This window comes from Pseudoduganella albidiflava, assembly GCF_004322755.1.
In the GTDB taxonomy this organism is placed as follows: Bacteria; Pseudomonadota; Gammaproteobacteria; order Burkholderiales; family Burkholderiaceae_D; genus Rugamonas; species Rugamonas albidiflava.
In genome coordinates this window covers 6,525,423-6,549,535 of the sequence record NZ_CP036401.1, presented here as the reverse complement: position 1 = coordinate 6,549,535, position 24,113 = coordinate 6,525,423, and the positions used below count along the sequence as shown (strand labels likewise).

At 62.7% G+C, this 24,113-nt stretch carries 16 protein-coding genes, 4 tRNA genes and 2 pseudogenes; 20 read left to right on the top strand and 2 right to left on the bottom strand.

Annotated features, from left to right (window positions below):
- Nucleotides 1-47: 47 nt before the first annotated feature.
- The 7 genes and pseudogenes from EYF70_RS27125 (at nucleotide 48) to EYF70_RS27100 (ending at nucleotide 6,064) form a co-directional block, all read left to right on the top strand.
- Nucleotides 48-1,196 (top strand): class I SAM-dependent methyltransferase, encoded by a 1,149-nt coding sequence (locus EYF70_RS27125; RefSeq protein WP_131148141.1) that lies wholly within the window; start codon nucleotides 48-50, stop codon nucleotides 1,194-1,196.
- Between the two features lie 120 nt (nucleotides 1,197-1,316).
- Nucleotides 1,317-2,261: a J domain-containing protein gene (locus EYF70_RS27120; RefSeq protein WP_131148140.1), complete on the top strand. Its 945-nt coding sequence runs from the start codon at nucleotides 1,317-1,319 to the stop codon at nucleotides 2,259-2,261.
- 143 nt (nucleotides 2,262-2,404) lie between these two features.
- Nucleotides 2,405-2,554, top strand: a pseudogene (locus EYF70_RS32035) (type I restriction endonuclease subunit R); the annotation flags it as partial.
- Between the two features lie 74 nt (nucleotides 2,555-2,628).
- A pseudogene (locus EYF70_RS31965) lies at nucleotides 2,629-2,913 on the top strand (DUF1016 N-terminal domain-containing protein); the annotation flags it as partial.
- A 4-nt stretch (nucleotides 2,914-2,917) separates the two neighbouring features.
- A complete protein-coding gene (locus EYF70_RS31960) occupies nucleotides 2,918-3,439 on the top strand; it encodes a PDDEXK nuclease domain-containing protein (RefSeq protein WP_307722086.1) in 522 nt (173 codons plus the stop codon).
- Between the two features lie 33 nt (nucleotides 3,440-3,472).
- A complete protein-coding gene (locus EYF70_RS31275) occupies nucleotides 3,473-4,030 on the top strand; it encodes a hypothetical protein (protein ID WP_174800434.1) in 558 nt (185 codons plus the stop codon).
- Nucleotides 4,031-4,414: 384 nt separating this feature from the next.
- Nucleotides 4,415-6,064, top strand: coding sequence for a tetratricopeptide repeat-containing response regulator (locus EYF70_RS27100; protein ID WP_131148139.1), 1,650 nt, complete (start codon nucleotides 4,415-4,417; stop codon nucleotides 6,062-6,064).
- Between the two features lie 25 nt (nucleotides 6,065-6,089).
- Here EYF70_RS27100 and EYF70_RS27095 read toward each other — a convergent pair whose 3' ends face one another.
- Nucleotides 6,090-9,380 carry an EAL domain-containing protein gene (locus tag EYF70_RS27095; protein WP_229420582.1) on the bottom strand — a complete coding sequence of 1,097 codons (3,291 nt, stop codon included), beginning with the start codon at nucleotides 9,378-9,380 and terminating at the stop codon, nucleotides 6,090-6,092.
- Between the two features lie 204 nt (nucleotides 9,381-9,584).
- On the opposite strand from EYF70_RS27095, the gene EYF70_RS27090 reads away from it, so the two are divergent.
- The 13 genes from EYF70_RS27090 (at nucleotide 9,585) to rpoC (ending at nucleotide 23,759) form a co-directional block, all read left to right on the top strand.
- Nucleotides 9,585-9,670: transfer RNA gene (locus EYF70_RS27090), tRNA-Tyr, on the top strand.
- A 45-nt stretch (nucleotides 9,671-9,715) separates the two neighbouring features.
- Nucleotides 9,716-9,789: transfer RNA gene (locus EYF70_RS27085), tRNA-Gly, on the top strand.
- Between the two features lie 25 nt (nucleotides 9,790-9,814).
- Nucleotides 9,815-9,889, top strand: a tRNA-Thr gene (locus tag EYF70_RS27080).
- 125 nt (nucleotides 9,890-10,014) lie between these two features.
- Nucleotides 10,015-11,205, top strand: coding sequence for an elongation factor Tu (gene tuf / locus EYF70_RS27075; RefSeq protein WP_130186564.1), 1,191 nt, complete (start codon nucleotides 10,015-10,017; stop codon nucleotides 11,203-11,205).
- A 92-nt stretch (nucleotides 11,206-11,297) separates the two neighbouring features.
- Nucleotides 11,298-11,373 (top strand) — tRNA-Trp (locus tag EYF70_RS27070).
- Between the two features lie 36 nt (nucleotides 11,374-11,409).
- On the top strand, nucleotides 11,410-11,793 hold the full coding sequence (gene secE, locus EYF70_RS27065; protein WP_131148137.1) for a preprotein translocase subunit SecE: 384 nt from the start codon (nucleotides 11,410-11,412) through the stop codon (nucleotides 11,791-11,793).
- Nucleotides 11,794-12,420, top strand: coding sequence for a transcription termination/antitermination protein NusG (gene nusG / locus EYF70_RS27060; RefSeq protein WP_131148136.1), 627 nt, complete (start codon nucleotides 11,794-11,796; stop codon nucleotides 12,418-12,420).
- 100 nt (nucleotides 12,421-12,520) lie between these two features.
- Complete coding sequence (gene rplK, locus EYF70_RS27055; RefSeq protein ID WP_131148135.1) at nucleotides 12,521-12,952, top strand: 50S ribosomal protein L11; 432 nt, start codon at nucleotides 12,521-12,523, stop codon at nucleotides 12,950-12,952.
- Between the two features lie 2 nt (nucleotides 12,953-12,954).
- Complete coding sequence (gene rplA, locus EYF70_RS27050; RefSeq protein ID WP_130186597.1) at nucleotides 12,955-13,650, top strand: 50S ribosomal protein L1; 696 nt, start codon at nucleotides 12,955-12,957, stop codon at nucleotides 13,648-13,650.
- Between the two features lie 270 nt (nucleotides 13,651-13,920).
- On the top strand, nucleotides 13,921-14,451 hold the full coding sequence (rplJ, locus tag EYF70_RS27045) for a 50S ribosomal protein L10 (protein WP_131149375.1): 531 nt from the start codon (nucleotides 13,921-13,923) through the stop codon (nucleotides 14,449-14,451).
- A gap of 60 nt (nucleotides 14,452-14,511) precedes the next feature.
- Nucleotides 14,512-14,886 (top strand): 50S ribosomal protein L7/L12, encoded by a 375-nt coding sequence (rplL, locus tag EYF70_RS27040; RefSeq protein ID WP_130186596.1) that lies wholly within the window; start codon nucleotides 14,512-14,514, stop codon nucleotides 14,884-14,886.
- A 367-nt stretch (nucleotides 14,887-15,253) separates the two neighbouring features.
- Nucleotides 15,254-19,363, top strand: coding sequence for a DNA-directed RNA polymerase subunit beta (rpoB, locus tag EYF70_RS27035; RefSeq protein WP_131148134.1), 4,110 nt, complete (start codon nucleotides 15,254-15,256; stop codon nucleotides 19,361-19,363).
- A 148-nt stretch (nucleotides 19,364-19,511) separates the two neighbouring features.
- Nucleotides 19,512-23,759 carry a DNA-directed RNA polymerase subunit beta' gene (rpoC, locus tag EYF70_RS27030; RefSeq protein ID WP_131148133.1) on the top strand — a complete coding sequence of 1,416 codons (4,248 nt, stop codon included), beginning with the start codon at nucleotides 19,512-19,514 and terminating at the stop codon, nucleotides 23,757-23,759.
- Between the two features lie 80 nt (nucleotides 23,760-23,839).
- Here the strand turns inward: rpoC and EYF70_RS27025 are convergent, their stop codons facing one another.
- Nucleotides 23,840-24,034, bottom strand: a complete 195-nt coding sequence (locus EYF70_RS27025; protein WP_131148132.1) for a hypothetical protein — start codon at nucleotides 24,032-24,034, stop codon at nucleotides 23,840-23,842.
- Nucleotides 24,035-24,113 lie beyond the last annotated feature (79 nt).

The window sequence follows — 24,113 nt, the reverse complement described above, 5'->3', positions numbered from 1 at the left end:
AGATCGTCAAGTTGGGGAGCCATCCCCGATTCGCTACAATGCGGGGCATGTCTCTTCCCGCACCTTCTCCGGACGCGCTGGCCGCGTCGCAAGCCCTGCAGCAGCAGATCGCTGCCGATGTGGCGCGCCACGACGGCGTGCTGTCCTTTGCCAGTTTCATGGAAACGGCGCTGTATGCGCCTCGCCTCGGCTATTACACCGGTGGCGCGGCCAAGCTGGGCAAGGACGGCGATTTTACAACCGCGCCGGAGATGTCGCCGCTGTTCGGCGCCGCGCTGGCGCGCGTTGCCGCCGACATTATCGCCCAAAGCGCACCCAACATCCTCGAATTCGGCGCCGGCACCGGCAAACTGGCGCGCGACGTGCTGACCGAGCTGGCCAGCATGGGAGTGGCGGTGGAGCGCTATGCGATCGTCGAACTGTCCGGCGAACTGCGCGCGCGGCAGCAGGAAGCGTTGCGCGATTTTCCGCAGGTGGTCTGGCTGGATGGCTTCCCCGACGCGTTCGACGGCGTGGTGCTCGGCAATGAAGTGCTGGATGCGATGCCCGTGCACCTGGTCACGAAAACCGCCGATGGCTGGCGCGAGCAGTGCGTGACGGTGGCGGACGGCCGCTTCGACTACGTGGCCGCCGAGCCGGCGCCGGGGCTGCTGGAGCAGGTCGCCCGGCAGATCCCGGACCATGACACCCTGCCGGAAGGCTACGTGACGGAATTGCACGGTACCGCATGCGGCTTCATGGGCACGCTGGGCGCCTTGCTGGCCAGGGGCCGCGGTGCCGCGATCCTGCTCGACTACGGCTTTCCGGCCCACGAGTTCTATCATCCGGACCGCTCGGCCGGCACGCTGATGTGCCATTACCGCCATCACGCGCATCCCGATCCCTTCTTCCTGCCCGGCTTGCAGGACATTACCGCGCACGTGGATTTCACCGCGATGGCGCTGGCGGCGCAGGATGCAGGGGCCGAGGTGCTGGCCTACATGAACCAGGCGACGTTCCTGCTGGGCGCCGGCATCGGCGACCTGCTGCTGCGCACCGACCCGGCCGATACGAAAGCCTACCTGCCGCAGTCGAACGCGGTGCACAAGCTGCTGTCGCCGGCGGAAATGGGCGAGCTGTTCAAGGTGCTGGTGGTGGGCAAGGACGTTGCGCTGCCACCGGTGCTGATGGCCAGCGACCGCGCTTACCGCCTGTAGCCGGCGCGCGCCGGCGCCACGTTCATCCCCTGTTACTGTGCAAAAATTGTTATAAGTTCGGCTATTATGGTTGACCTGGCGCGAAACCCGTCGTGACGCGCGGCTGAGAATATTGGAACGATGGGAAAGATCCATACACATTATGACAACCTGAAAGTGGCCCGCGGTGCGCCACCGGAAGTCGTACGTGCCGCCTACAAGGCGTTGAGCCAGAAATACCATCCCGACAAGAACCCTGGTGACGAGCGCGCGGCGCGCATCATGGCGATCGTCAACACCGCCTATGGCACGCTGGCCGATCCGCAGCGGCGCAGGGAACACGACGAGTGGATCGCCCAGGAAGAATACGAGATCGAACTGGTGGACAGCACGCGCCAGGACGATCCGCACCGGGTGGCCGATGCGCCCGTCGGCGCGTGGTCCGACGGGGTGCAGCCGGTGCGCCGCCGCCAGCGCCTGCTGACCAGCTGGCGCTGGTGGCTGACGGCGGTGAGCTGCCTGGGTGCCGGCTGGCTTGGCGGCGTGCTGACGGTGGCGGAGCCGCGCCAGGTGTCGAGCGTGGTCGCTGCCGCCTGGGGAGCCAAGCCGGCGGGCGAGGTCACCGCCAAGGCGACCACGTATCCGCGTGCCGCGCAGGGCCAGGTGGCGAGCGATGGCTGGGAGACCGCGCCCCGCCCCTATTCGCCGGACAGCGACATGCAGCCGCCGCCGATCAAGGTGGTGGCGCTGTCGCAGGTGATCCTGCCCGGCTATGCGGGCGATTGCGAGAACGAAACGCCGGCGCTGGTGGCGCCGAACGGCGAGCCCTGGCCCACGAAATCGGGTTACGTGGAAGGATTCCCGCAGATGAGCAAGGGCCAGGACATGCAGCTGACGCTGGACAACAGCGACAACGCCTTCCCCGTGTTCATCCGGGTCTTCGACCTGGAGCGCCGTTCCAACGTGCGCTACGTATTCGTTCAGGCGCAGGACCGGTTCGTGGTCGACCAGCTGGCCACGGGCAGGTACGAGATCCGCTACCAGAACATCGACCTGGCCGGCACGAACAGCTGCGCGCGCCGCTAACCCGGCTGGCGGGCCACTTGTAAACGGCGTGGCAGATAAAAGCGCGGCCGCCTTTTATCTTTCTCCGCCAAGCCGTTGCAAATGCCTTGCCGTGGCAGGCTGCGACAAGGCGACTGACAGGCGAAACGATGAAGGGGGAGGTAATGCGAAATGGCGTGACCACCGAAGCGGATACCTGCCGCGAGTTCGTCACACCCCGCCTGATGAAAACAGGCTGGGGCGCGCCGCCGCGCGTGACTGGCGAACAGCGCAGCTTCGCCAATGGTCACGTCATCGTGGCAGGTGGCAAGGTCGACATGCGCAGCCATGAGGCAGAGGTCATGCGCCTGCTGGGCGAGATCGACGCCTTGGTGACCGAGGTGCCGGCATGACCGACCGCATCACGCCGGCCCCGCCGGCTCAGGCTCCATTTGAAAACTACGCCGCCGTCCACACCGACATTGTCGCGCTGCTGGAGGCTGCCCGCCGCGTGGCCGCACGCAGCGTCAATGCCCTGATGACCGCCAGCTATTGGGAGATCGGACGTCGCATTGTCGAGCTCGAACAGGCCGGCAAGGACAGGGCCGGGTACGGCGAAACATTGATCGAACGTCTGTCGGAGGACCTGACTACCCGGTTTGGCCGCGGCTTCAGCAGGCAGAACCTCTGGCAAATGCGTGCATTTCACCTTGCCTGGCCCACAAGCAGGATTTCGCAGGCACTGCCTGCGAAATCGTCCGCCATTCGAATTCTCCAGACACCGTCTGGAGAATCTACGCAAGCCGGAAATATCCGGACAATGGCTGCGCAATCGTCTCCTAAACGACAGCTGGTTTCGCGTCGACCTGCTGTTCTTTCATCGCCGCCTCAAGTGCCTGCTGGTCATCGATCTCAAGATCGGCAAGTTCAGCAAGTTCAGCCATGCCGATGCCGGCCAGATGCACATGTACCTGAACTATGCCCGCGAGCACTGGATGAAACCGGGTGAGAACCCACCGGTAGGCCTGATCCTGTGTGCCAGCAAAGGCAGCAATGAAGCCCACTACGCGCTCGAAGGCTTGCCCAACAAGGTGCTGGCCGCCGAATACCAGACTGTGCTACCCGATGAAAAGATGCTGGCCGAGGAGCTGGAAAAGACGCGGCGCGAGCTGGATTCGCGGATGATAGCGCGCGGCAGCGATGTAGAGGGCAGCGTTTGAAGGCATGGCCCGGATATGACAAGGAATAATGCGATGGCAGCGAAGAAGACAAGCGAAGCCACCCCCAGCTGGATTGACATCAAAGCCAGGCTGGCCGACTTCGACCGAGCCGGTCTGCTAGGGCTGGTGCAAGACTTGTACGCCGCCAGCAAGGACAACAAGGCTTTTTTGCACACGCGCTTCGGGCTGGGCGGTGACCCGCTGGAACCTTACAAGGACGTGATCAGTCGCTGGATCAGTCCAGCGGACTATCGGAACCCGATCTCGGTCAGCAAAGCCAGGAAGGCGATCAGCGATTACAGAAAGGCGCTGGGCCAGCCGAACGGCCTGGCCGAACTTACGGTGTTCTATTGCGAAGAAGTGTTCGATTTCCTGTCCCGTTGCGGCATGGACGACGAAGGATTCTATGATGCGTTGATGCGGATGTTCGAGCAGGCGCTGAAATACGTCACGGCGCTGCCCGCCGTGCAGCAAACCGCATTCCTCGCCCGTCTGGATCGGGTGCGCCAATTGGGGCGCGATGTCGGCTGGGGCGTGGGCGATGATTTTGACCATGTCTGGTCGGAGGCCGGGTTGGCGGGCGCAGAATGAGAAGCCTGATGGTGACAGATGATCAGGCAGAAGGCAGGATTTTCATTCAACTCGGTGACGACTCGGGCTTCATGGCGATTCGCGCGGGATGAACGGTCCTGATGTCGAGCAGGCTTTGGCGCTGAAAAGACTGCGAGCCGAAAATGCCATGGAATGACGCCGGGAAAATCGCAGTGCCCCGCAGCCCTGCTGATAAACACAAGGCCAGTCAGCACTTGGCCGGCCGTCCAGCACTATTTGCGAGGAATCCGGCCTTCCCTAAACGCATCGTCCCGCGCGACGCCCGGCCGGGCTGACGCATACCATTGAAAACTGAGAAAATGTCTACGCGGACAGCGTCCGCATGGGCACCCCTTGTTTGAACACCGGAGCTTTTACCACACCATGGCGCAACTGACCGGCCTTGCCGCACTGCTCATCGAGCCGCATTCCGGAATGCGGGCGAACCTGCAGAACATGCTGACCACCCTGGGCCTGGCCCGCGTGGACGTGGCGACCAACGCGCAAGGCGCGCTGCGCGTCCTGGCGGCGCGGCAGTTCGACCTGATCCTGTGTGAATACGAGCTGGAAGGGGGCCAGGATGGCCAGCAGTTGCTGGAAGACCTGCGCCAGCAGGAACTGATCGCGCCAGCCACGCTGTTCTTCATGGTCACGGCGGAAGGGCAGAGCAGCAAGGTCACCAGCGTGGCCGAACTGATGCCGGACGATTACATCCTGAAGCCTTTCAAGGCCGATACCCTGCTGGCCCGCATCGAGCGGGCGCTGGACCGGCGCGCCGCCTTGCTGCCCGTGCAAGCCATGCTGGACGCGGGCGATTACCGCGCGGCGATCGCCGCCTGCGCGGAACAGGAAGCGGCGCTGCCGCGCTACAAGGCCGATTTCATGCGCCTGCGGGCGGAAACCCACTTGCTGCTGGGCGAACCCGAGCAGGCCGAACACGTGTATGCCCTGGTGTGGCAGGAACGCCAGGCGCCGTGGGCGCGCCTCGGGCAGGCCAAGACGCTGGCGCTGCGCGGCCGCATCGACGAGGCGCGCGACATGCTGGCCGAGCTGCTGGGCCATAACGAGCGCTATCTGGCCGCCTACGACTGGCTGGCCCGGGTTCACGAGGAGGCCGGCCAGCTGGCCGAAGCGCAGGCCGTGCTGTCCGATGCCGCCACGCTGTCGCCGCACGCCGTCGGGCGGCTGCGCCGGCTGGGCGAGGTGGCGCTGGAGGCGGGCGACGCCGATTCGGCCGAACGGGCACTCAAGCAGGTGTTGCAGCGTGCCCGGTTTTCCGAATTCCGCGATCCGGAAGATCACGCCAGGCTGGCCCAGTCGCTGCTGAGAAAGGGCGACGCGGCCCAGGCCGAACTGGTGATCCGCGACATGGAGCGCTCGCTGGCGAACCGCGAGAACACGCCGGTGTGCGCCGCGATCGCCACGGCGATGCTGCTGGAAGCCACCGGCGATACGGCGCGCCTCGGCGCCGCGCTCGACAGCGCGCTGGCCGGCGTGCGGCTGGCGCCTCACCTGTCGGCCGGCATGAAACTGGAGCTGGCGCGTACCTGCCTGGCGGCCGGGCGCGAACAGCAGGCCTCCGAAGTGATGCGCGACGTGATGTCCAGTGCCGGCGGTGGCGCGCCGATGGCGAAGGCGATGCGCCTGCTGGAACAGTCGGGCAAGGGCGACATGGCGAACCGGCTGGCCCGAGAAAGCCGGCACGCGGTGGCGGAAATGGTGGCGCAGGGCGCGGCGCAGGCCAAGGCCGGCGACCTGCGCGGCGCGGTCGACACGCTGCTCGATGCCGTGCACAAGCTGCCGGACAACCCGCAAGTCGTGTTCAATGCCGCTGTCGCCGTGCTGAAATACCTGGAACGCACGGGATGGGACGAGAAGCTGGGCACCAAGGGCATCGAACTGGTGGCGCACCTGCGCCGCCTTGACCCGGCCAACGCCCGGCTGCCGGCGCTCGGCGGCCTGCAGGAAGAACTGCTGAAAAAATACAACGTGCGCCCCGGCCGCCGCACCGTTACGGTACGGCAGCGCGCGTAATCGCGTCGGGCGGCGTCCCTGCGTCTCAGGCGGCGGCGCGCCCTGGCCCGCTTGCTTGTCCGCTTGTTTGTACGCTTGCTTGTCCGCTCATCGGTCCCCGCAGTGGCCCATCCAGCGTGGCGCAGGTATCCCGCTCGAACTGGCCGGGCGGCATAGGCCGCGCGAACAGGTAGCCCTGCGCCTCGTCGCAGTCGTGGGCGCGCAGGAAATCCGCCTGCGCCATCGTTTCCACTCCCTCGGCGATCACCTCCAGCCCCAGCGCGTGCGCCAGGCTGATGGTGGCGCTGACGATGGCCGCATCGTTCGGGTCGGACTCGATATCCTTGACGAAACCGCGGTCGATCTTGATGCGGTCCAGTTCGAACAGCTTCAGGTACGACAGCGACGAGTAGCCGGTGCCGAAATCGTCGATCGCCACGCGAATCCCCCGCGCCCGCAGTGCCTGCAGCAAGGCACGGCTGCGTTCGGGGTCCTGCATGGCCGCCGATTCCGTGATTTCCAGCTCCAGCAGCGCCGGGTCCACGCCCGCGTCCGCCAGCATGCCGTCGAGCTGCGCCAGCAGGCCGTGACCTTGGCATTGCCGGGCGGACAGGTTGACCGCCAGCCGCAAGTGGCCCAGCCCGACCGTCTGCCAATGGCCGAGCAGTCCGATCGCGCGCTGCAGCACCCATTCGCCCAGCGGCAGGATCAGGCCGGATTCCTCGGCGATGGGAATGAAACGGTCCGGCCCCACGGTGCCCAGTTCCGGATGGTGCCAGCGCAGCAGGGCCTCGGCACCGATCACGGCACCACTCGGCAGGTCGATCTGCGGCTGCAGGTACAGCTCGAATTCGCGCTGTTCCAGCGCCTGCCACAGGCGGCTTTCCAGCAGCAGGCGCTCGTGCGTGGCGGCATTCATGTCGCGCGAGAAGAACTGGAAATTGCCGCGGCCCCGGCTCTTCGCCGCGTACATCGCCGTATCGGCATGCTGCAGCAGCGTGTTGGCATCTTCACCATCCACCGGGTACATCGCGATGCCGACACTGGTGCCGCTGTGCACGGCCTGGGCCTGCAGCGGATACGGCCGCGCCAGCATGTCGACGATACTGGCCGCCATGTGGCCAGCCTCGTCCGGCGTGACATGGCCGGTGACGACAATGAATTCGTCGCCGCCGAGCCGGGCGATGGTGTCCACCTGGCCCAGCAGGTCGCGCAGCCGCTGCGCCACCGCCAGCAACAGCTGGTCGCCTGTCTGGTGGCCGTGCGTATCGTTGATTTTCTTGAAGTGGTCCAGGTCGAGGAACATCACGGCCACCGTATGCCGTTGCCGGCGCGCCCGTGCCAGCGCAGCTTCCAGCCGCAGGTTCAGCGACAGGCGGTTTTCCAGGCCCGTCAGCGGATCGTGGTGGGCCAGCCGGTGGATGCGTTCCTGGGCGCGGCGCTGCTCGGTCAGGTCGTGCAGGATCGCCACGAACAGGTGTCCGCCCGGGACTTCCACTTCGCTGACCGATACCGCCAGCGGGAAAGCGGCGCCATCGCTGCGCCAGCCGGTGGCTTCGTGCTCGCGCGTGGTGCCGGTCGCGATACGGCGCAGCAGGGCCACCGGGGTATCGCCTTCGCCGACCGGCAGCAGCCGTGCCAGCGGCAGTCCGGCCATCAGCTCGGGCGAGTAACCGAACAGCCGGCCGGCCGCCACGTTGGCGCTGGTCAGCATGCCGTCGGTGGAAATGGTCAGGATCGCGTCCGCCGCCTTTTCCAGGATCGCCTGCAGCCGCGCCTCGCGTTCCTGCAGCCGGGCCGTGCTGGCCTCCACCTGGGCGCGCACCGAGGCCTGTTCGCCGCTGGTCAGCAGCAGCAGGCCGCCCAGCAGGCTGGTCAGGACCAACCCCGCACTCAGCACGGACCAGCTCTGCCAGCCGCGCTGGCTGGCCAGGTAGGCCGCCGTGGGCGTCAGTGTCAGCCGGTACTGGCGGCCGCCGAAACCCAGCAATTGTTCGTATGCGGGCTCATCCGCCGCACCGACGAGGGGCGGCGACAGCATCGCGCCAGTGGCTTCATCGCGCAGGCTGGCCAGCAGGTGGGGAAAGCCGACCTGGCGCATCACGCTGTCCAGGTAAGTACTGGGTTCGAGCGCGATCAGCATGACGGCGCCCGGCGGCTCGCTGCCACCCGAGGGCACGGCCTGCATCAGCGCCACGCCCTGGTTCCGGTCCGGCTGGACCAGTGTCAGGGGAGCGCTGGCGGTCGGTTCACCGCTGGCCAGCGCCTGCCGAACGGCCGCGGCGCGCACTGGCTCCGACAGCATGTCGAGCCCCAGGTAGATGCGGTTGCCGCGCGGTTCGGCATAGGCGGCCACGACATACCGGTCGCGCTGCGGCGCCGGGCGCAAGGTCCCGTCGGCATCCGGCGCGCGGATCGCGTAGGTCGGGTCGACCACCTTGCGGGCCCACGTTTCGAAGGTGTCGCGGTCGGCGCCGGCCACCGGCACCAGCCAGCCCATCGTCAGGATTTCCGGGTGGCGCACCTGGTAGCCGTGCGCGATATTGCGGAAGATTTCCGGACGAATATGGCGGCTGTTGCCGCTGATGGCATTGGCGATCGCGAACAGGTAGCGCTCGTGCTCGGACAGCTTGGCGTGCAGCAGGTCCGATGCCTGCTGTGCCTTCAGCTGCACCTGTTGCATCTGCTGGTGCGATTCCCACCGGCGCACCTGCAGGAAGATCACCAGGAACAGCGCCACCAGCACCAGCATCGGGCCGCCGACGGTCCAGCGCCGGCGCGACCACAAGGCGCGCGGCTGGCCAACGACGGTCCAGGCCAGCGGCGCGCCCAGCAGGATACCCAGCACGTCGCCTACCCACCAGATGAACCAGCTGGCGAGCACCTCGTCCGCCGGGATGACGCCGAGCAGCCCCAGCGCGCACAGCGACAGCGTGCTGCTGATCAGGGCCAGCACCGGCGGCAAGGCCAGGAAGCGCAGCACATCGCGGCCGGCGCCGATGGCCGGGTGCACCCAGCGGGCGAACGCGTGCATCCCGGCATAGCCCTGCAGCGTGGCGGCGGCGGTGGTCGCCAGCGCGGCGGCAGCCAGCGTGCTTGTCGACACCACGGCCGCGTTCGGCAATGCGTGCAGGTTCAGCAGCAGGGTACCCAGTGCGACGCCGGGCAGCAGGCGCGCTCCGCCGCTGACGAGTGCCGCCAGCGCCAGGCCGGCGGGAAGGAAGAAGGGGGTGGCAAAGCCCGGCATCAGGGCCAGTTCGAGACCGGCGGCTCCCAGGGCGGCATAGGCGGCCGCCAGCAGGAGGTTGGCCGGCAGGCGGCGCTGAAGGAGAGTCAAAAAGGGTGCTCCAGGGTGGGCCGGCATACGGCTGACTTGCGGATTCTATAGCAAAGCATGCAACGTAAAAACAACACTTGCATTTCCCACGGGGTAGCCGCTACAATCTCGCCCCGAAGCAGGCAGTTAGCTGCTCGATACCAAGTGTTTGTGTCGAGACGTTGACAGTTTTGATTTTATGCTTCATACTCTGCGGTTCCTCGCGGAGGGGTGGCCGAGTGGTTAAAGGCAGCAGACTGTAAATCTGCCCTCTTATGAGTACACTGGTTCGAATCCAGTCCCCTCCACCAAGTTTTCGCAAGGAAGCTGAGTGCAATGTAGTGAAACGGAACCTCGCGGGTGTAGCTCAATGGTAGAGCTGAAGCCTTCCAAGCTTAAGACGAGGGTTCGATTCCCTTCACCCGCTCCAGTCTTCGTTGCAAAGTGGTAAAAAAGCCCTTTTAGCTCAGTGGTAGAGCACTCCCTTGGTAAGGGAGAGGCCACGTGTTCAATCCACGTAAAGGGCACCAGAATTCACTGCGCGATCGATGGTAATCCAGTCGATCGCGCAGTAGCATCAGACAGCAGTATCAGTATTCAATCTGACAGTCGGGCGCGTGCCCAGCAATATCTTAAAAATTGTTAGGAGTCTAAAATGGCAAAAGGTAAGTTTGAGCGGACTAAACCGCACGTGAACGTTGGCACCATCGGTCACGTCGACCATGGCAAGACCACCCTGACCGCTGCAATCGCAACCGTGCTGTCGAAGAAGTTCGGCGGCGAAGCCAAAGCCTACGACCAGATCGACGCTGCTCCGGAAGAAAAAGCACGCGGCATCACGATCAACACCGCGCACGTCGAGTACGAAACCGCTGCCCGTCACTACGCGCACGTTGACTGCCCAGGCCACGCCGACTACATCAAGAACATGATCACCGGCGCAGCCCAGATGGACGGCGCGATCCTGGTGTGCTCCGCAGCTGACGGCCCGATGCCGCAGACCCGCGAACACATCCTGCTGGCCCGTCAGGTTGGCGTGCCTTACATCATCGTGTTCCTGAACAAGTGCGACCTGGTCGACGACGCGGAACTGCTGGAACTGGTGGAAATGGAAGTGCGCGAGCTGCTGTCCAAGTACGAGTTCCCTGGCGACGACCTGCCAATCATCAAAGGTTCGGCACGTATGGCGCTGGAAGGCCAGCCGGGCGAAATGGGCGAAGAGTGCATCATCCGCCTGGCGGACGCACTGGACACCTACATCCCGACGCCTGAGCGCGCTGTGGACGGCGCCTTCCTGATGCCTGTGGAAGACGTGTTCTCGATCTCCGGCCGCGGTACCGTGGTGACCGGCCGTGTCGAGCGTGGCGTGATCAAGGTCGGCGAAGAAATCGAAATCGTCGGCATCATCGACACCGTGAAGACGACCTGCACCGGCGTGGAAATGTTCCGCAAGCTGCTGGACCAGGGTCAAGCTGGCGACAACGTCGGCCTGCTGCTGCGCGGCACCAAGCGTGAAGACGTGCAGCGTGGCCAGGTTCTGGCCAAGCCGGGCTCGATCAAGCCGCACAACCACTTCACCGGCGAGATCTATGTTCTGTCGAAGGATGAAGGCGGCCGTCACACCCCGTTCTTCAACAACTACCGTCCTCAGTTCTACTTCCGTACGACGGACGTGACCGGCTCGATCGAGCTGCCAGCGGACAAAGAGATGGTCATGCCGGGCGACAACGTGTCGATCACCGTCAAGCTGATCTCCCCGATCGCCATGGAAGAAGGCCTGCGTTTCGCAATCCGTGAAGGCGGCCGTACCGTCGGCGCCGGCGTCGTAGCCAAGATCCTGGGCTAATCAGCAGTTTAGTAGTAAAGAGTCCGCCAAGTAATGCTGGCACCCAACAACGTTGGGTGCTAGAATTACGGATTCCACTGTAAGTTTTACGTAGGGGCGTAGCTCAATTGGCAGAGCGTCGGTCTCCAAAACCGAAGGTTGGGGGTTCGATGCCCTCCGCCCCTGCCACCGAATTCTGGTGCAGGGCACCGAAAGTAAAAACGAATGTCTAATCAATCCGTGCAAACCGTTGGCACGAGCGGCGACAAGCTGAAAGTCGTGCTCGCGGTGGTTGCAGCGATTGCAGGCGTAGTCGGGTTCTTCTACCTGGCAGGTCAACCAACCCTGGTGCGGGCAGCTGCGCTTGTGGTTGGTTTGCTTATTTCCGTCGGCATTGCCTACACCTCCACTTCCGGCCGTGACTTCATCAATTTCTCGAAAGAAGCTGTTCGCGAAACCAAGAAAGTCGTCTGGCCTACGCGCAAAGAAGCAACGCAGATCACGCTGATCGTGTTTGCTTTCGTGGTGGTGATGGCGATGTTCCTTTGGGGAACGGATAAATTGCTTGAGTTCCTGTTGTACGACTTGATTCTTGGCTGGAAAAACTAAATGAGCGATAACGTGCAAGACGACGCAACCGACGTTCCTGTGCCAGGCGATGCGCCGGCGCAGGACGCGGCTGCTCCTGTCAGCGTACCGGTCAGCAACAAGCGCTGGTACGTGGTGCATGCTTATTCCGGCATGGAGAAAAGCGTGCAGCGTGCCCTGACCGAGCGTGTCGAACGCGCGGGCATGCAAGACCAGTTCGGCCAGATCCTGGTGCCGACTGAAGAAGTTGTCGAAGTAAAGAACGGTCAGAAATCCGTGACCGAACGCCGTTTCTTCCCGGGCTACGTGCTGGTGGAAATGGAAATGACGGACGAAACCTGGCACCTGGTGAAGAACACCGCCAAGGTTACCGGCTTCATCGGCGGCAAGTCGAACAAGCCGACGCCGATTCCGGCCCGCGAGATCGAAAAGATCATGACGCAGATGCAGGAAGGCGTCGAGAAGCCGCGGCCGAAAGTGCTGTACGAAGTGGGCGAGCAAGTCCGCATCAAGGATGGTCCGTTCACCGACTTCAACGGCAACGTCGAGGAAGTCAACTACGAGAAGTCCAAAGTGCGCGTCTCCGTCACCATCTTCGGTCGCGCTACCCCCGTCGAACTCGAATTCGGGCAGGTCGAGAAGGTCTGATCTGCCTCCCGCCTAACGGAGCGTTCAATCCGTACGAGGAGCCCTGCCAGTCAGTATCGGCGGGGCGCTACCACTCAAATCCAACGATAGGATAGCCATCATGGCAAAGAAAATCATTGGCTTTATCAAGCTGCAAGTGCCAGCTGGTAAGGCAAACCCGTCTCCTCCGATCGGCCCGGCGCTGGGTCAGCGCGGTCTGAACATCATGGAATTCTGCAAGGCGTTCAACGCGCAGACCCAGGGTATGGAACCAGGCATGCCGATTCCGGTGGTGATCACCGCCTTCGCGGACAAGTCCTTCACCTTCGTGATGAAGACCCCGCCGGCAACCTTCCTGATCAAGAAGCACTCGGGCGTGCAAAAAGGCTCTCCGAAGCCGCACACCGACAAGGTCGGCACGCTGACCCGCGCTCAAGCGGAAGAAATCGCAAAACTGAAGACCCCGGATCTGACCGCCGCCGACATGGAAGCCGCAGTGCGCACCATCGCTGGCTCGGCACGTTCGATGGGCATCACCGTTGAGGGCTTCTAATCATGGCAAAACTGTCCAAGCGCGCACAAGCCATCAAGGCTAAAGTTGACCGCACCAAAGTGTACCCGTTCGACAACGCCGTATCGCTGATCAAGGAACTGGCCACCGCCAAGTTCAATGAATCGATCGACGTGTCCGTCCAGCTGGGCGTGGATCCGAAGAAGTCGGACCAGGTCGTGCGCGGCTCCGTCGTGCTGCCAGCAGGCACCGGCAAGACCGTTCGCGTGGCCGTGTTCGCTTCCGGCGACAAGGCTGAAGCTGCCAAGGCAGCTGGCGCCGACGTGGTCGGCATGGAAGACCTGGCAGAACGCGTGAAGGCCGGCGACATGCCGTTCGACATCGTGATCGCTTCGCCGGACACCATGCGTATCGTCGGTACCCTGGGCCAGATCCTGGGCCCGCGCGGCCTGATGCCGAACCCGAAAGTCGGCACCGTGACGCCTGACGTCGCTACCGCCGTGAAAAACGCGAAAGCTGGTCAAGTGCAATACCGTACCGACAAGGCCGGTATCATCCACGCGACCATCGGCCGCAAGTCGTTCAGCGACGCCGATCTGAAGACCAACCTGGTCGCCCTGATCGAAGCCCTGAACAAGGCCAAGCCGGCCTCGTCGAAAGGCGTGTACCTGCGCAAGGTCTCGCTGTCGTCGACGATGGGCGCAGGCGTCCGTGTCGATCACGGCACGCTGGCTGCTTAAGTCAAGTATTAAGTCCTCGTGCCTGCCGGGTAACTGAGCAGGCGAGAGGCAGATCTTTGGGCTGGCGGATCCGCAAGGGTTCGCCAGGCAATCAAAGACCGTTGGGCTCAGTGCAGCAGGCAGGCACCGGGTTAATAGTCGGGGTAATACCCGTTCCCAACGCAGATGGTGTACCCGAACAAGTTTTGCAGTCCATTGGACTCCTAACCTCGGACGCCGTTGTTCGAAACCGATGCGGAAATTTTTCTGCATCTCACAAGGAGATTGACCGTGGGTCTCAATCTGAATGACAAAAAGGCCGTTGTCGCCGAAGTTTCCGCAAAAGTAGCATCTGCGCAAACGATCGTCGTGGCTGAGTACCGTGGCATCCAGGTTGCTCACTTGACGAAACTCCGTGCAACCGCGCGTGCCCAGGGCGTGTACCTGCGTGTTCTGAAGAACACGCTGGCTCGTCGCTCTGTCGAAGGCACGCAGTTCGCCAACCTGGCCGATGCAATGACCGGTCCGCTGATCTACTCGATCTCGGATGATGCCGTGGCAGCAGCGAAAGTCATCAACGACTTCGCCAAAACCAACGACAAGCTGGTCGTCAAGGCAGGTAACTATGCAGGCAAGCAGCTCGACGTGGCTGGCGTGACTGCACTGGCGAGCATCCCGAGCCGTGAAGTCCTCATCTCGCAGCTGTTGGGCGTCATGCTGGCACCGGTTTCCGGCTTTGCACGTGGTCTGGCTGCACTGGCAGCCAAGAAGAGCGAAGGTTCCGAAGCTGCTCCGGCGGCCGAAGAAACCGCAGCAGCTTAATTGCCGCACGTTCTCGTCAAGTAATCAATCTGTAGCATACAAATCAATTAGGAGTTTCAAATGGCAATTAGCAAAGACGATATCCTGAACGCAGTGTCCGAAATGTCCGTGATGGACCTGAACGACCTGGTCAAGGCATTCGAAGAGAAGTTCGGCGTGTCGGCAGCTGCAATGGCAGCTCCGGCAGCTGGCGGCGGCGCTGCTGCTGCTGCTGTTGAAGAGCAGACCGAGTTCAACCTGGTGCTGACCGAAGTCGGCGCGAACAAAGTCGGCGTCATCAAGGCAGTTCGTGAAATCACCGGTCTGGGCCTGAAAGAAGCCAAGGACGTGGTTGACGGCGCACCGAAGACCGTGAAAGAAGCCCTGTCGAAAGCTGACGCAGAAGCCGGCAAGAAGAAGCTGGAAGATGCTGGCGCCAAGGCCGACCTGAAGTAATTTAGTATCATAGGCGCCGGTATTACTTAGCGCCCGAGCCAAAGCCCAGGCCCTCCCTCTTGAAGGGGGAGGGCCGGCTTTGGCTCCTTTGTCGTCCCTGCTGTATTTAACGACATCAGTTCAGCAACATCGTTTCAGCAACACCGTTTCAGCAACATCGTTTCAGCAAGACCGTTTCAGCAACATCGTTTCAGTAAGACCGTTTCAGCAGCACCTTTTTAGCATCATCCTCGTCCCAGTACCTAGTCCCGACACGAGATGGTAGTGCCTTGAGGTTTCGCCTGAGTGCCGTTCGGTTTCCACCGATTGCAAGCATACAAGCCGAAACCTGAATTTTCTACCCTTTCCTGTCACTCACGGAGTGTCCATGCACTACTCATTTACTGAGAAGAAGCGCATCCGCAAATCATTCGCGAAGCGCGCCAACGTCCACAACGTTCCGTTCCTGCTGGCGACCCAGCTCGAGTCGTACGAAAACTTCTTGCAAGAGCACACTCCGGTGGCAAGCCGCAAGAACGAAGGCCTGCAATCGGCCTTTACTTCCATCTTCCCGATCGTTTCGCACAACGGCTTTGCACGCCTGGAGTTCCTCTCCTACGTGCTGGGCGACCCCGCCTTCGACGTGAAAGAGTGCCAGCTCCGTGGCCTGACCTTCGCTTCCCCGCTGCGCGCCAAGGTGCGCCTGGTGATCCTGGACAAGGAATCGCCGACCAAGCCGGTCGTCAAGGAAATGAAGGAACAGGAAGTCTACATGGGCGAACTGCCCCTGATGACGACCACCGGTTCGTTCGTGATCAACGGCACCGAGCGTGTCATCGTGTCGCAGCTGCACCGTTCCCCGGGCGTGTTCTTCGAACACGACCGCGGCAAGACGCACTCGTCCGGCAAGCTGCTGTTCTCGGCCCGTATCATTCCTTACCGCGGTTCGTGGCTGGACTTCGAGTTCGACCCGAAGGACATCCTGTACTTCCGCGTCGACCGTCGCCGCAAGATGCCGGTGTCGATCCTGCTGAAGGCCATCGGCATGACGCCGGAACAGATCCTGGCGAACTTCTTCGTGTTCGACAACTTCAACCTGCGCTCGGAAGGCGGCGAACTCGAGTTCGTGGCCGAACGCCTGCGCGGTGAAGTCGCGCGCTTCGACATCGTCAATCCGAAGGATGGCAAGACGATCGTCACGAAGGACAAGCGCATCAACGCCAAGCACGTGCGTGAAATCGAAGCAGCCGGCATCCAGCACATTTCCGTGCCGGAAGACTACCTGCTGGGCCGCGTGCTGGCCAAGAACATCGTCGATCCGGAAACGGGCGAAGTGGTGGCCTCGGCCAACGACGAGCTGACCGAAGAGCTGCTGAACCGCCTGCGCGACGCCAACATCAGCGCCATCCAGACGCTGTACACCAACGACCTGGACCAGGGTGCCTACATCTCGCAGACGCTGCGTATCGATGACACCGCCGACCAGAACGCCGCGCGCGTGGCGATCTACCGCATGATGCGTCCTGGCGAACCGCCGACCGAAGAATCGGTGGAAGCGCTGTTCAACGGCCTGTTCTACAGCGCCGACCGCTACGACCTGTCCGCCGTCGGCCGCATGAAGTTCAACCGCCGTATCGGCCGTGACGAACTGACCGGCGCGATGACGCTGGCCAACGAAGACGTGCTGGCCGTGATCAAGATCCTCGTCGAGCTGCGCAATGGCCGCGGCGAAGTCGACGATATCGATCACCTGGGTAACCGTCGCGTGCGCTGCGTGGGCGAACTGGCCGAAAACCAGTTCCGCGCCGGCCTGGTGCGCGTGGAACGTGCCGTCAAGGAACGCCTCGGCCAGGCCGAAGCGGACAACCTGATGCCGCATGACCTGATCAACAGCAAGCCGATCTCGGCCGCGATCCGCGAATTCTTCGGTTCGTCGCAGCTGTCCCAGTTCATGGACCAGACCAACCCGCTGTCCGAGATCACCCACAAGCGCCGTGTTTCCGCACTGGGCCCGGGCGGCCTGACGCGCGAACGCGCCGGCTTCGAGGTGCGCGACGTGCACCCGACCCACTACGGCCGCGTGTGCCCGATCGAAACGCCGGAAGGCCCGAACATCGGCCTGATCAACTCGCTGGCACTGTATGCCCGCCTGAACGAATACGGCTTCCTGGAAACCCCGTACCGCAAGGTCGAGAATTCCAAGGTCACCGACAAGATCGATTACCTGTCCGCCATCGAAGAAGGCCGCTACATCATTGCGCAGGCGAACGCCCGCATCAATGAAGAAGGCCAGCTGGACGACGAACTGGTGTCGGCCCGTGAAGCCGGCGAAACCATCCTGGTTTCCCCTGAGCGCATCCAGTACATGGACGTGGCACCGGGCCAGATCGTTTCCGTGGCAGCTTCGCTGATTCCGTTCCTGGAACACGATGACGCGAACCGTGCACTGATGGGCGCCAACATGCAGCGCCAGGCCGTGCCTTGCCTGCGCCCTGAAAAGGCGCTGGTTGGTACCGGTATCGAACGCACCGTTGCGGTCGACTCCGGCACCACCGTGCAGGCGCTGCGTGGCGGCGTGGTGGACTATATCGATGCAGGCCGCGTGGTGATCCGCGTCAACGACGAAGAGGCGCAAGCCGGCGAAGTCGGTGTGGACATCTACAACCTGATCAAGTACACCCGTTCCAACCAGAACACCAACATCAACCAGCGTCCGATCGTGCAAGTGGGCGACCGCGTGGCCAAGGGCGACGTGATCGCCGACGGCGCATCGACCGACCTGGGCGAGCTGGCACTGGGCCAGAACATGACCGTGGCCTTCATGCCGTGGAACGGCCTGAACTTCGAGGATTCGATCCTGATCTCGGAAAACGTCGTGAAAGACGACCGTTACACCTCGATCCACATCGAAGAACTGTCCGTGGTGGCCCGCGACACGAAACTGGGCGCGGAAGAAATCACCCGCGACATCTCGAACCTGGCGGAAAACCAGCTGGCCCGCCTGGACGAATCGGGCATCGTGTACATCGGCGCCGAAGTGCAGGCCGGCGACACGCTGGTCGGTAAAGTGACGCCGAAGGGCGAAACGCAACTGACGCCGGAAGAAAAGCTGCTGCGCGCGATCTTCGGCGAAAAAGCATCCGACGTGAAAGACACGTCGCTGCGCGTGCCATCGGGCATGGTCGGTACCGTGATCGACGTGCAGGTGTTCACCCGCGAAGGCATCCCGCGCGACAAGCGCGCCCAGCAGATCATCGACGACGAGCTGAAGCGCTACCGCCTGGACTTGAACGACCAGATGCGTATCGTGGAAGGCGATGCCTTCCAGCGTCTGGAAAAGATGCTGATCGGTAAGATCGTCAATGGCGGTCCGAAGAAGCTGGCGAAGGGTGCCGCGATCACCAAGGAATACCTGGCCGACCTGGACAAGTATCACTGGTTCGACATCCGCCCGGCGGACGACGATGCGGCGACCGCGCTGGAAGCGATCAAGGAATCGATCAACGAGAAGCGCCACCAGTTCGACCTGGCCTTCGAAGAGAAGCGCAAGAAGCTGACGCAGGGCGATGAACTGCAGCCTGGCGTGCAGAAGATGGTCAAGGTCTACCTGGCCGTCAAGCGCCGCCTGCAGTCGGGCGACAAGATGGCGGGCCGCCACGGTAACAAGGGTGTGGTCTCGCGTATCGTGCCGGTGGAAGACATGCCGTACATGGCCGACGGTACGCCGGCGGACGTGGTGCTGAATCCGCTGGGTGTTCCGTCGCGTATGAACGTGGGTCAGATCCTCGAGACCCACCTTGGCTGGGCAGCGAAGGGCCTGGGCATCCGTATCGGCGAAATGCTGGCTCAGCAGATCAAGGTCGAAGAGATGCGCAAGTACCTGACGACCGTGTACAACGAGTCCGGCGCCAAGGAAGACATCGCCTCGCTGTCCGACGACGAGATCATGAAGCTGGCGGCCAACCTGAAGAAGGGTGTGCCGTTCGCCACGCCGGTGTTCGACGGTGCGCACGAATCGGAAATCCGCCGCATGCTGGACCTGGCGTATCCGGACGAGATCGCCACGAAGCTGGGCATGACCCCGTCCAAGAACCAGGTCACGATGTACGACGGCCGTACCGGCGAAGCATTCGAGCGCAAGGTCACCGTGGGCGTGATGCACATGCTGAAACTGCACCACCTGGTCGACGACAAGATGCACGCCCGCTCGACCGGCCCGTACTCGCTGGTGACGCAGCAGCCGCTGGGTGGTAAAGCCCAGTTCGGCGGCCAGCGCTTCGGTGAGATGGAGGTGTGGGCACTGGAAGCGTACGGCGCATCGTACGTGCTGCAGGAAATGCTGACCGTGAAGTCCGACGACGTGAATGGCCGTACCAAAGTGTACGAAAACCTCGTCAAGGGCGATCACGTGATCGAGGCCGGCATGCCGGAATCGTTCAACGTGCTGGTGAAGGAAATCCGTTCCCTGGGTATCGACATCGACCTGGAACGCACCTAAAAGGCAAATGCCGAACCCAACGGCAGAAGCAGGGGTCAGACCCGCCGGGTCCGACCCCAGGTTTCCGCCTCTGGGTGCAAAGCCTGCACGACTCGCTGGCGGAAGCGCCGCGAAAAACTGAAGAATTCATCACTACCTGGAGTGATACATGAAAGCCCTGCTCGATTTATTCAAGCAAGTACAGACGAACGAGACCTTCGACGCGATCAAGATCGGTCTCGCCTCGCCTGAAAAAATCCGTTCGTGGTCCTACGGCGAAGTCAAGAAGCCGGAAACCATCAACTACCGTACCTTCAAGCCCGAGCGGGATGGCCTGTTCTGCGCCAAGATCTTTGGCCCGATCAAGGACTACGAGTGCCTGTGCGGCAAGTACAAGCGCCTGAAGCACCGCGGCGTGATCTGCGAAAAGTGCGGCGTGGAAGTCACGCTGGCCAAGGTGCGCCGCGAGCGCATGGGCCACATCGAACTGGCTTCGCCGGTCGCCCACATCTGGTTCCTGAAATCGCTGCCGTCGCGCCTGGGCATGGTCCTGGACATGACGCTGCGCGATATCGAACGCGTGCTGTACTTCGAAGCATATGTCGTGACCGATCCGGGCATGACGCCGCTGAAGAAGTGCCAGATCATGTCGGAAGACGACTACGCCGCCAAGTACGAAGAGTACGGCGACGACTTCACCGCCTTCATGGGTGCCGAGGGCATCCGCGAACTGCTGCGCTCGATCGACATCCACCGCGATGCCGAAACGCTGCGCGTGGAACTGAAGGAATCGAAGTCCGAAGCGAAGATCAAGAAGTACGCCAAACGCCTGAAAGTGCTGGAAGCGTTCCAGCGTTCCGGCATCAAGCCGGACTGGATGATCATGGAAGTGCTGCCGGTGCTGCCGCCGGAACTGCGTCCGCTGGTCCCGCTGGATGGCGGCCGTTTCGCCACGTCCGACCTGAACGACCTGTACCGCCGCGTCATCAACCGTAATAACCGCCTGAAGCGCCTGATGGAACTGCGCGCACCGGAAATCATTACGCGTAACGAAAAGCGCATGCTGCAGGAAGCAGTGGACTCGCTGCTGGACAACGGCCGTCGCGGTAAAGCGATGACCGGCGCCAACAAGCGTCCGCTGAAGTCGCTGGCTGAAATGATCAAGGGCAAGGGCGGCCGTTTCCGCCAGAACTTGCTGGGCAAGCGCGTCGACTACTCGGGCCGTTCGGTCATCGTGGTGGGTCCGCAGCTGAAACTGCACCAGTGCGGCCTGCCGAAGCTGATGGCCCTGGAACTGTTCAAGCCGTTCATCTTCAACAAGCTGGAACTGATGGGTCTCGCCACCACCATCAAGGCCGCCAAGAAGCTGGTCGAGCAGCAAGAGCCGGTCGTCTGGGACATCCTGGAAGACGTGATCCGCGAACACCCGATCATGCTGAACCGTGCGCCGACGCTGCACCGCCTGGGTATCCAGGCATTCGAGCCTGTACTGATCGAAGGCAAGGCCATCCAGCTGCACCCGCTGGTCTGCGCCGCGTTCAACGCCGACTTCGACGGTGACCAGATGGCAGTCCACGTGCCGCTGTCGATCGAGGCACAGATGGAAGCGCGCACGCTGATGCTGGCGTCGAACAACATCCTGTTCCCGTCGAACGGCGAACCGTCGATCGTGCCGTCCCAGGATATCGTGCTGGGTCTGTACTACGCGACCCGCGAGGCGATCAACGCCAAGGGCGAAGGCATGCTGTTCCCGGACGTGTCGGAAGTGATCCGCGCGTACGACAACAAGGAAGTCGAGCTGGCTACCCGCATCACCGTGCGTATCGTCGAGAATCCACGCGATCCGGCGACGGGCGAGTTCGTCCGTACCGTCACGCGTTATGAAACGACGGTCGGCCGCGCCATCCTGTCTGAGATCCTGCCGAAAGGCCTGCCGTTCAGCGTGCTGAACCGCCCGCTGAAGAAGAAGGAAATCTCGAAGCTGATCAACACGTCGTTCCGCAAGTGCGGCCTGCGCGCCACCGTGGTCTTCGCCGACCAGCTGATGCAGTCGGGCTTCCGCCTGGCGACCCGCGCCGGTATCTCGATCTGCGTGGACGACATGCTGGTGCCGCTGGAGAAGAAGACGCTGATCGCGACCGCCGAGTCGGAAGTGAAGCAGATCGAACAGCAGTACGCTTCCGGTCTGGTGACCGCGGGCGAGCGCTACAACAAGGTCGTCGACATCTGGGGCAAGACCTCGGACGAAGTCGGCAAGGCGATGATGGACCAGCTGAAGGTGGAAGACGTCGTCAAGCGCGACGGCACCAGCACCACGCAGGAATCGTTCAACGCGATTTACATGATGGCCGACTCGGGCGCCCGCGGTTCCGCAGCGCAGATTCGCCAGCTGGCCGGTATGCGCGGCCTGATGGCGAAACCGGACGGTTCCATTATCGAAACGCCGATTACCGCGAACTTCCGCGAAGGCCTGAACGTTCTGCAGTACTTCATCTCGACCCACGGTGCTCGTAAAGGCCTGGCCGATACGGCACTGAAGACGGCAAACTCGGGTTACCTGACGCGCCGCCTGGTCGACGTGACGCAGGATCTGGTCGTGATCGAAGACGATTGCGGCACCTCGAACGGCACGCTGATGAAGGCGATGGTCGAAGGCGGTGAAGTCATCGAGGCACTGCGCGACCGTATCCTGGGCCGCGTGGCGAACAACGACGTGGTCAATCCTGAAACCCAGGAAACCGTGTATGAAGCCGGCACGCTGCTGGACGAAGACATGGTCGAAGACATCGAACGCATGGGCATCGACGAAGTCAAGGTCCGCACGCCGCTGACCTGCGACACCCGTTACGGCCTGTGCGCGAAGTGCTACGGCCGCGACCTGGGCCGTGGCCAGCTGGTCAACACCGGCGAAGCCGTCGGTGTGGTGGCGGCACAGTCGATCGGTGAGCCGGGTACCCAGCTGACGATGCGTACGTTCCACATCGGTGGTGCGGCATCGCGTGCAGCCGTGGCCTCGTCCGTCGAAGCCAAGTCGAACGGCACCGTGCGCTTCACCGCCACGATGCGTTACGTCACCAACGGCAAGGGCGCCCAGATCGTCATTTCGCGTTCCGGCGAAGTGCTGATCACGGACGACCATGGCCGTGAGCGCGAACGCCACAAGGTGCCGTACGGCGCGACCCTGATCGTCAAGGATGGCATGACGATCAAGGCCGGCGTGCCGCTGGCGACGTGGGATCCGCTGACCCGTCCGATCATTACCGAATACGCCGGTACCGTGCGTTTCGAGAATGTCGAAGAAGGCGTCACCGTGGCCCGCCAGGTGGACGAAGTGACCGGTCTGGCAACGCTCGTCGTGATCGACGCGAAGCGCCGCGGTTCGCTGACGAAGACCGTGCGTCCGCAAGTGAAACTGCTGAACGACGACGGCGCGGAAGTGAAGATCGCCGGCACCGAACACGCCGTGGCGATCGGCTTCCAGGTCGGCGCGCTGATCATGGTGAAGGATGGCCAGCAGGTGTCGGTGGGTGAAGTGCTGGCACGTATCCCGACCGAATCGCAGAAGACCCGCGACATTACCGGTGGTCTGCCGCGCGTTGCCGAACTGTTCGAAGCACGTTCGCCGAAAGACGCCGGCATGCTGGCGGAAGTCACCGGTACGGTGGCGTTCGGTAAGGAGACGAAAGGCAAGCAGCGCCTGGAAATCACCGACATGGACGGCAACAAGCACGAGTTCCTGATCACGAAGGACAAGCAGGTGCTGGTGCACGACGGCCAGGTGGTGAACAAGGGCGAGATGATCGTGGACGGCCCGGCCGATCCGCAGGACATCCTGCGCCTGCTGGGCATCGAAGCCCTGGCCCGCTACATCGTCGACGAAGTGCAGGACGTGTACCGTCTGCAGGGCGTGAAGATCAACGACAAGCACATCGAGGTGATCGTTCGCCAGATGCTGCGCCGCGTGCAGATCCAGAACGCCGGCGACACCGACTACATCGTCGGCGAGCAGGTGGAGCGTTCGGAGCTGCTGGAAGAGAACGACAAGATGAATGCCGCGGCGAAGCTGCCGGCCACGTATGAAAACGTGCTGCTGGGTATTACCAAGGCATCGCTGTCGACCGACTCCTTCATCTCGGCCGCATCGTTCCAGGAAACCACCCGCGTGCTGACCGAAGCCGCGATCATGGGCAAGCGCGATGGCCTGCGCGGCCTGAAGGAAAACGTGATCGTCGGCCGCCTGATCCCTGGCGGTACGGGTCTGGCCTTCCACCGCGCCCGCCGCGAGAAGGAAGTGTGGGAAGCGGAAGAGCGCAACGCGCTGCTGCAAGCCGAGCGTCAAGCGCAGGCTGGTGCGGAGCTGGAAGCGCTGGATGCTGCTCCTGCGGAACAGCACCACCACGAGGGCGGCGAAGGCTGATCCTCGATGTAGCCTTCGGGCTATAAAATGAAAACGGCACCGGAAGGTGCCGTTTTTTTTTTGCGAATTTCTCGCTGTACCTAGTGCACGATCGCCTGGTGCCGCGGCTCCGTGCCACCCGTTGATATATCCTCCGTCGTGGCCGAGGCGGTTGGCGCCACGATGACCAGGTAATCCCCGGCACTCACCGGTTCCCAGCGCCATTCGGCGGCAATGACGGTCGTTGCGATGGTGCCCAGCAGGAGGGCGATGGCTTGCAGGTAGGTTCGGTTCATGATGGTCCCTTGTCGTGATCGGATCCTGCCTGGCGCAGCTTGAATCAGATAAATCGTCAGATAAATGCCAACAGGAAAT

Excerpts from the sequence above, each read along its gene's own strand:
- EYF70_RS27125 (WP_131148141.1), top strand. The coding sequence starts at position 48 with ATGTCTCTTCCCGCACCTTCTCCGGACGCGCTGGCCGCGTCGCAAGCC.
- EYF70_RS27120 (WP_131148140.1), top strand. The coding sequence starts at position 1,317 with ATGGGAAAGATCCATACACATTATGACAACCTGAAAGTGGCCCGCGGT.
- EYF70_RS31275 (WP_174800434.1), top strand. The coding sequence starts at position 3,473 with ATGGCAGCGAAGAAGACAAGCGAAGCCACCCCCAGCTGGATTGACATC.
- EYF70_RS27100 (WP_131148139.1), top strand. The coding sequence starts at position 4,415 with ATGGCGCAACTGACCGGCCTTGCCGCACTGCTCATCGAGCCGCATTCC.
- tuf (WP_130186564.1), top strand. The coding sequence starts at position 10,015 with ATGGCAAAAGGTAAGTTTGAGCGGACTAAACCGCACGTGAACGTTGGC.
- secE (WP_131148137.1), top strand. The coding sequence starts at position 11,410 with ATGTCTAATCAATCCGTGCAAACCGTTGGCACGAGCGGCGACAAGCTG.
- nusG (WP_131148136.1), top strand. The coding sequence starts at position 11,794 with ATGAGCGATAACGTGCAAGACGACGCAACCGACGTTCCTGTGCCAGGC.
- rplK (WP_131148135.1), top strand. The coding sequence starts at position 12,521 with ATGGCAAAGAAAATCATTGGCTTTATCAAGCTGCAAGTGCCAGCTGGT.
- rplA (WP_130186597.1), top strand. The coding sequence starts at position 12,955 with ATGGCAAAACTGTCCAAGCGCGCACAAGCCATCAAGGCTAAAGTTGAC.
- rplL (WP_130186596.1), top strand. The coding sequence starts at position 14,512 with ATGGCAATTAGCAAAGACGATATCCTGAACGCAGTGTCCGAAATGTCC.
- rpoB (WP_131148134.1), top strand. The coding sequence starts at position 15,254 with ATGCACTACTCATTTACTGAGAAGAAGCGCATCCGCAAATCATTCGCG.
- rpoC (WP_131148133.1), top strand. The coding sequence starts at position 19,512 with ATGAAAGCCCTGCTCGATTTATTCAAGCAAGTACAGACGAACGAGACC.
- EYF70_RS27025 (WP_131148132.1), bottom strand. The coding sequence starts at position 24,034 with ATGAACCGAACCTACCTGCAAGCCATCGCCCTCCTGCTGGGCACCATC.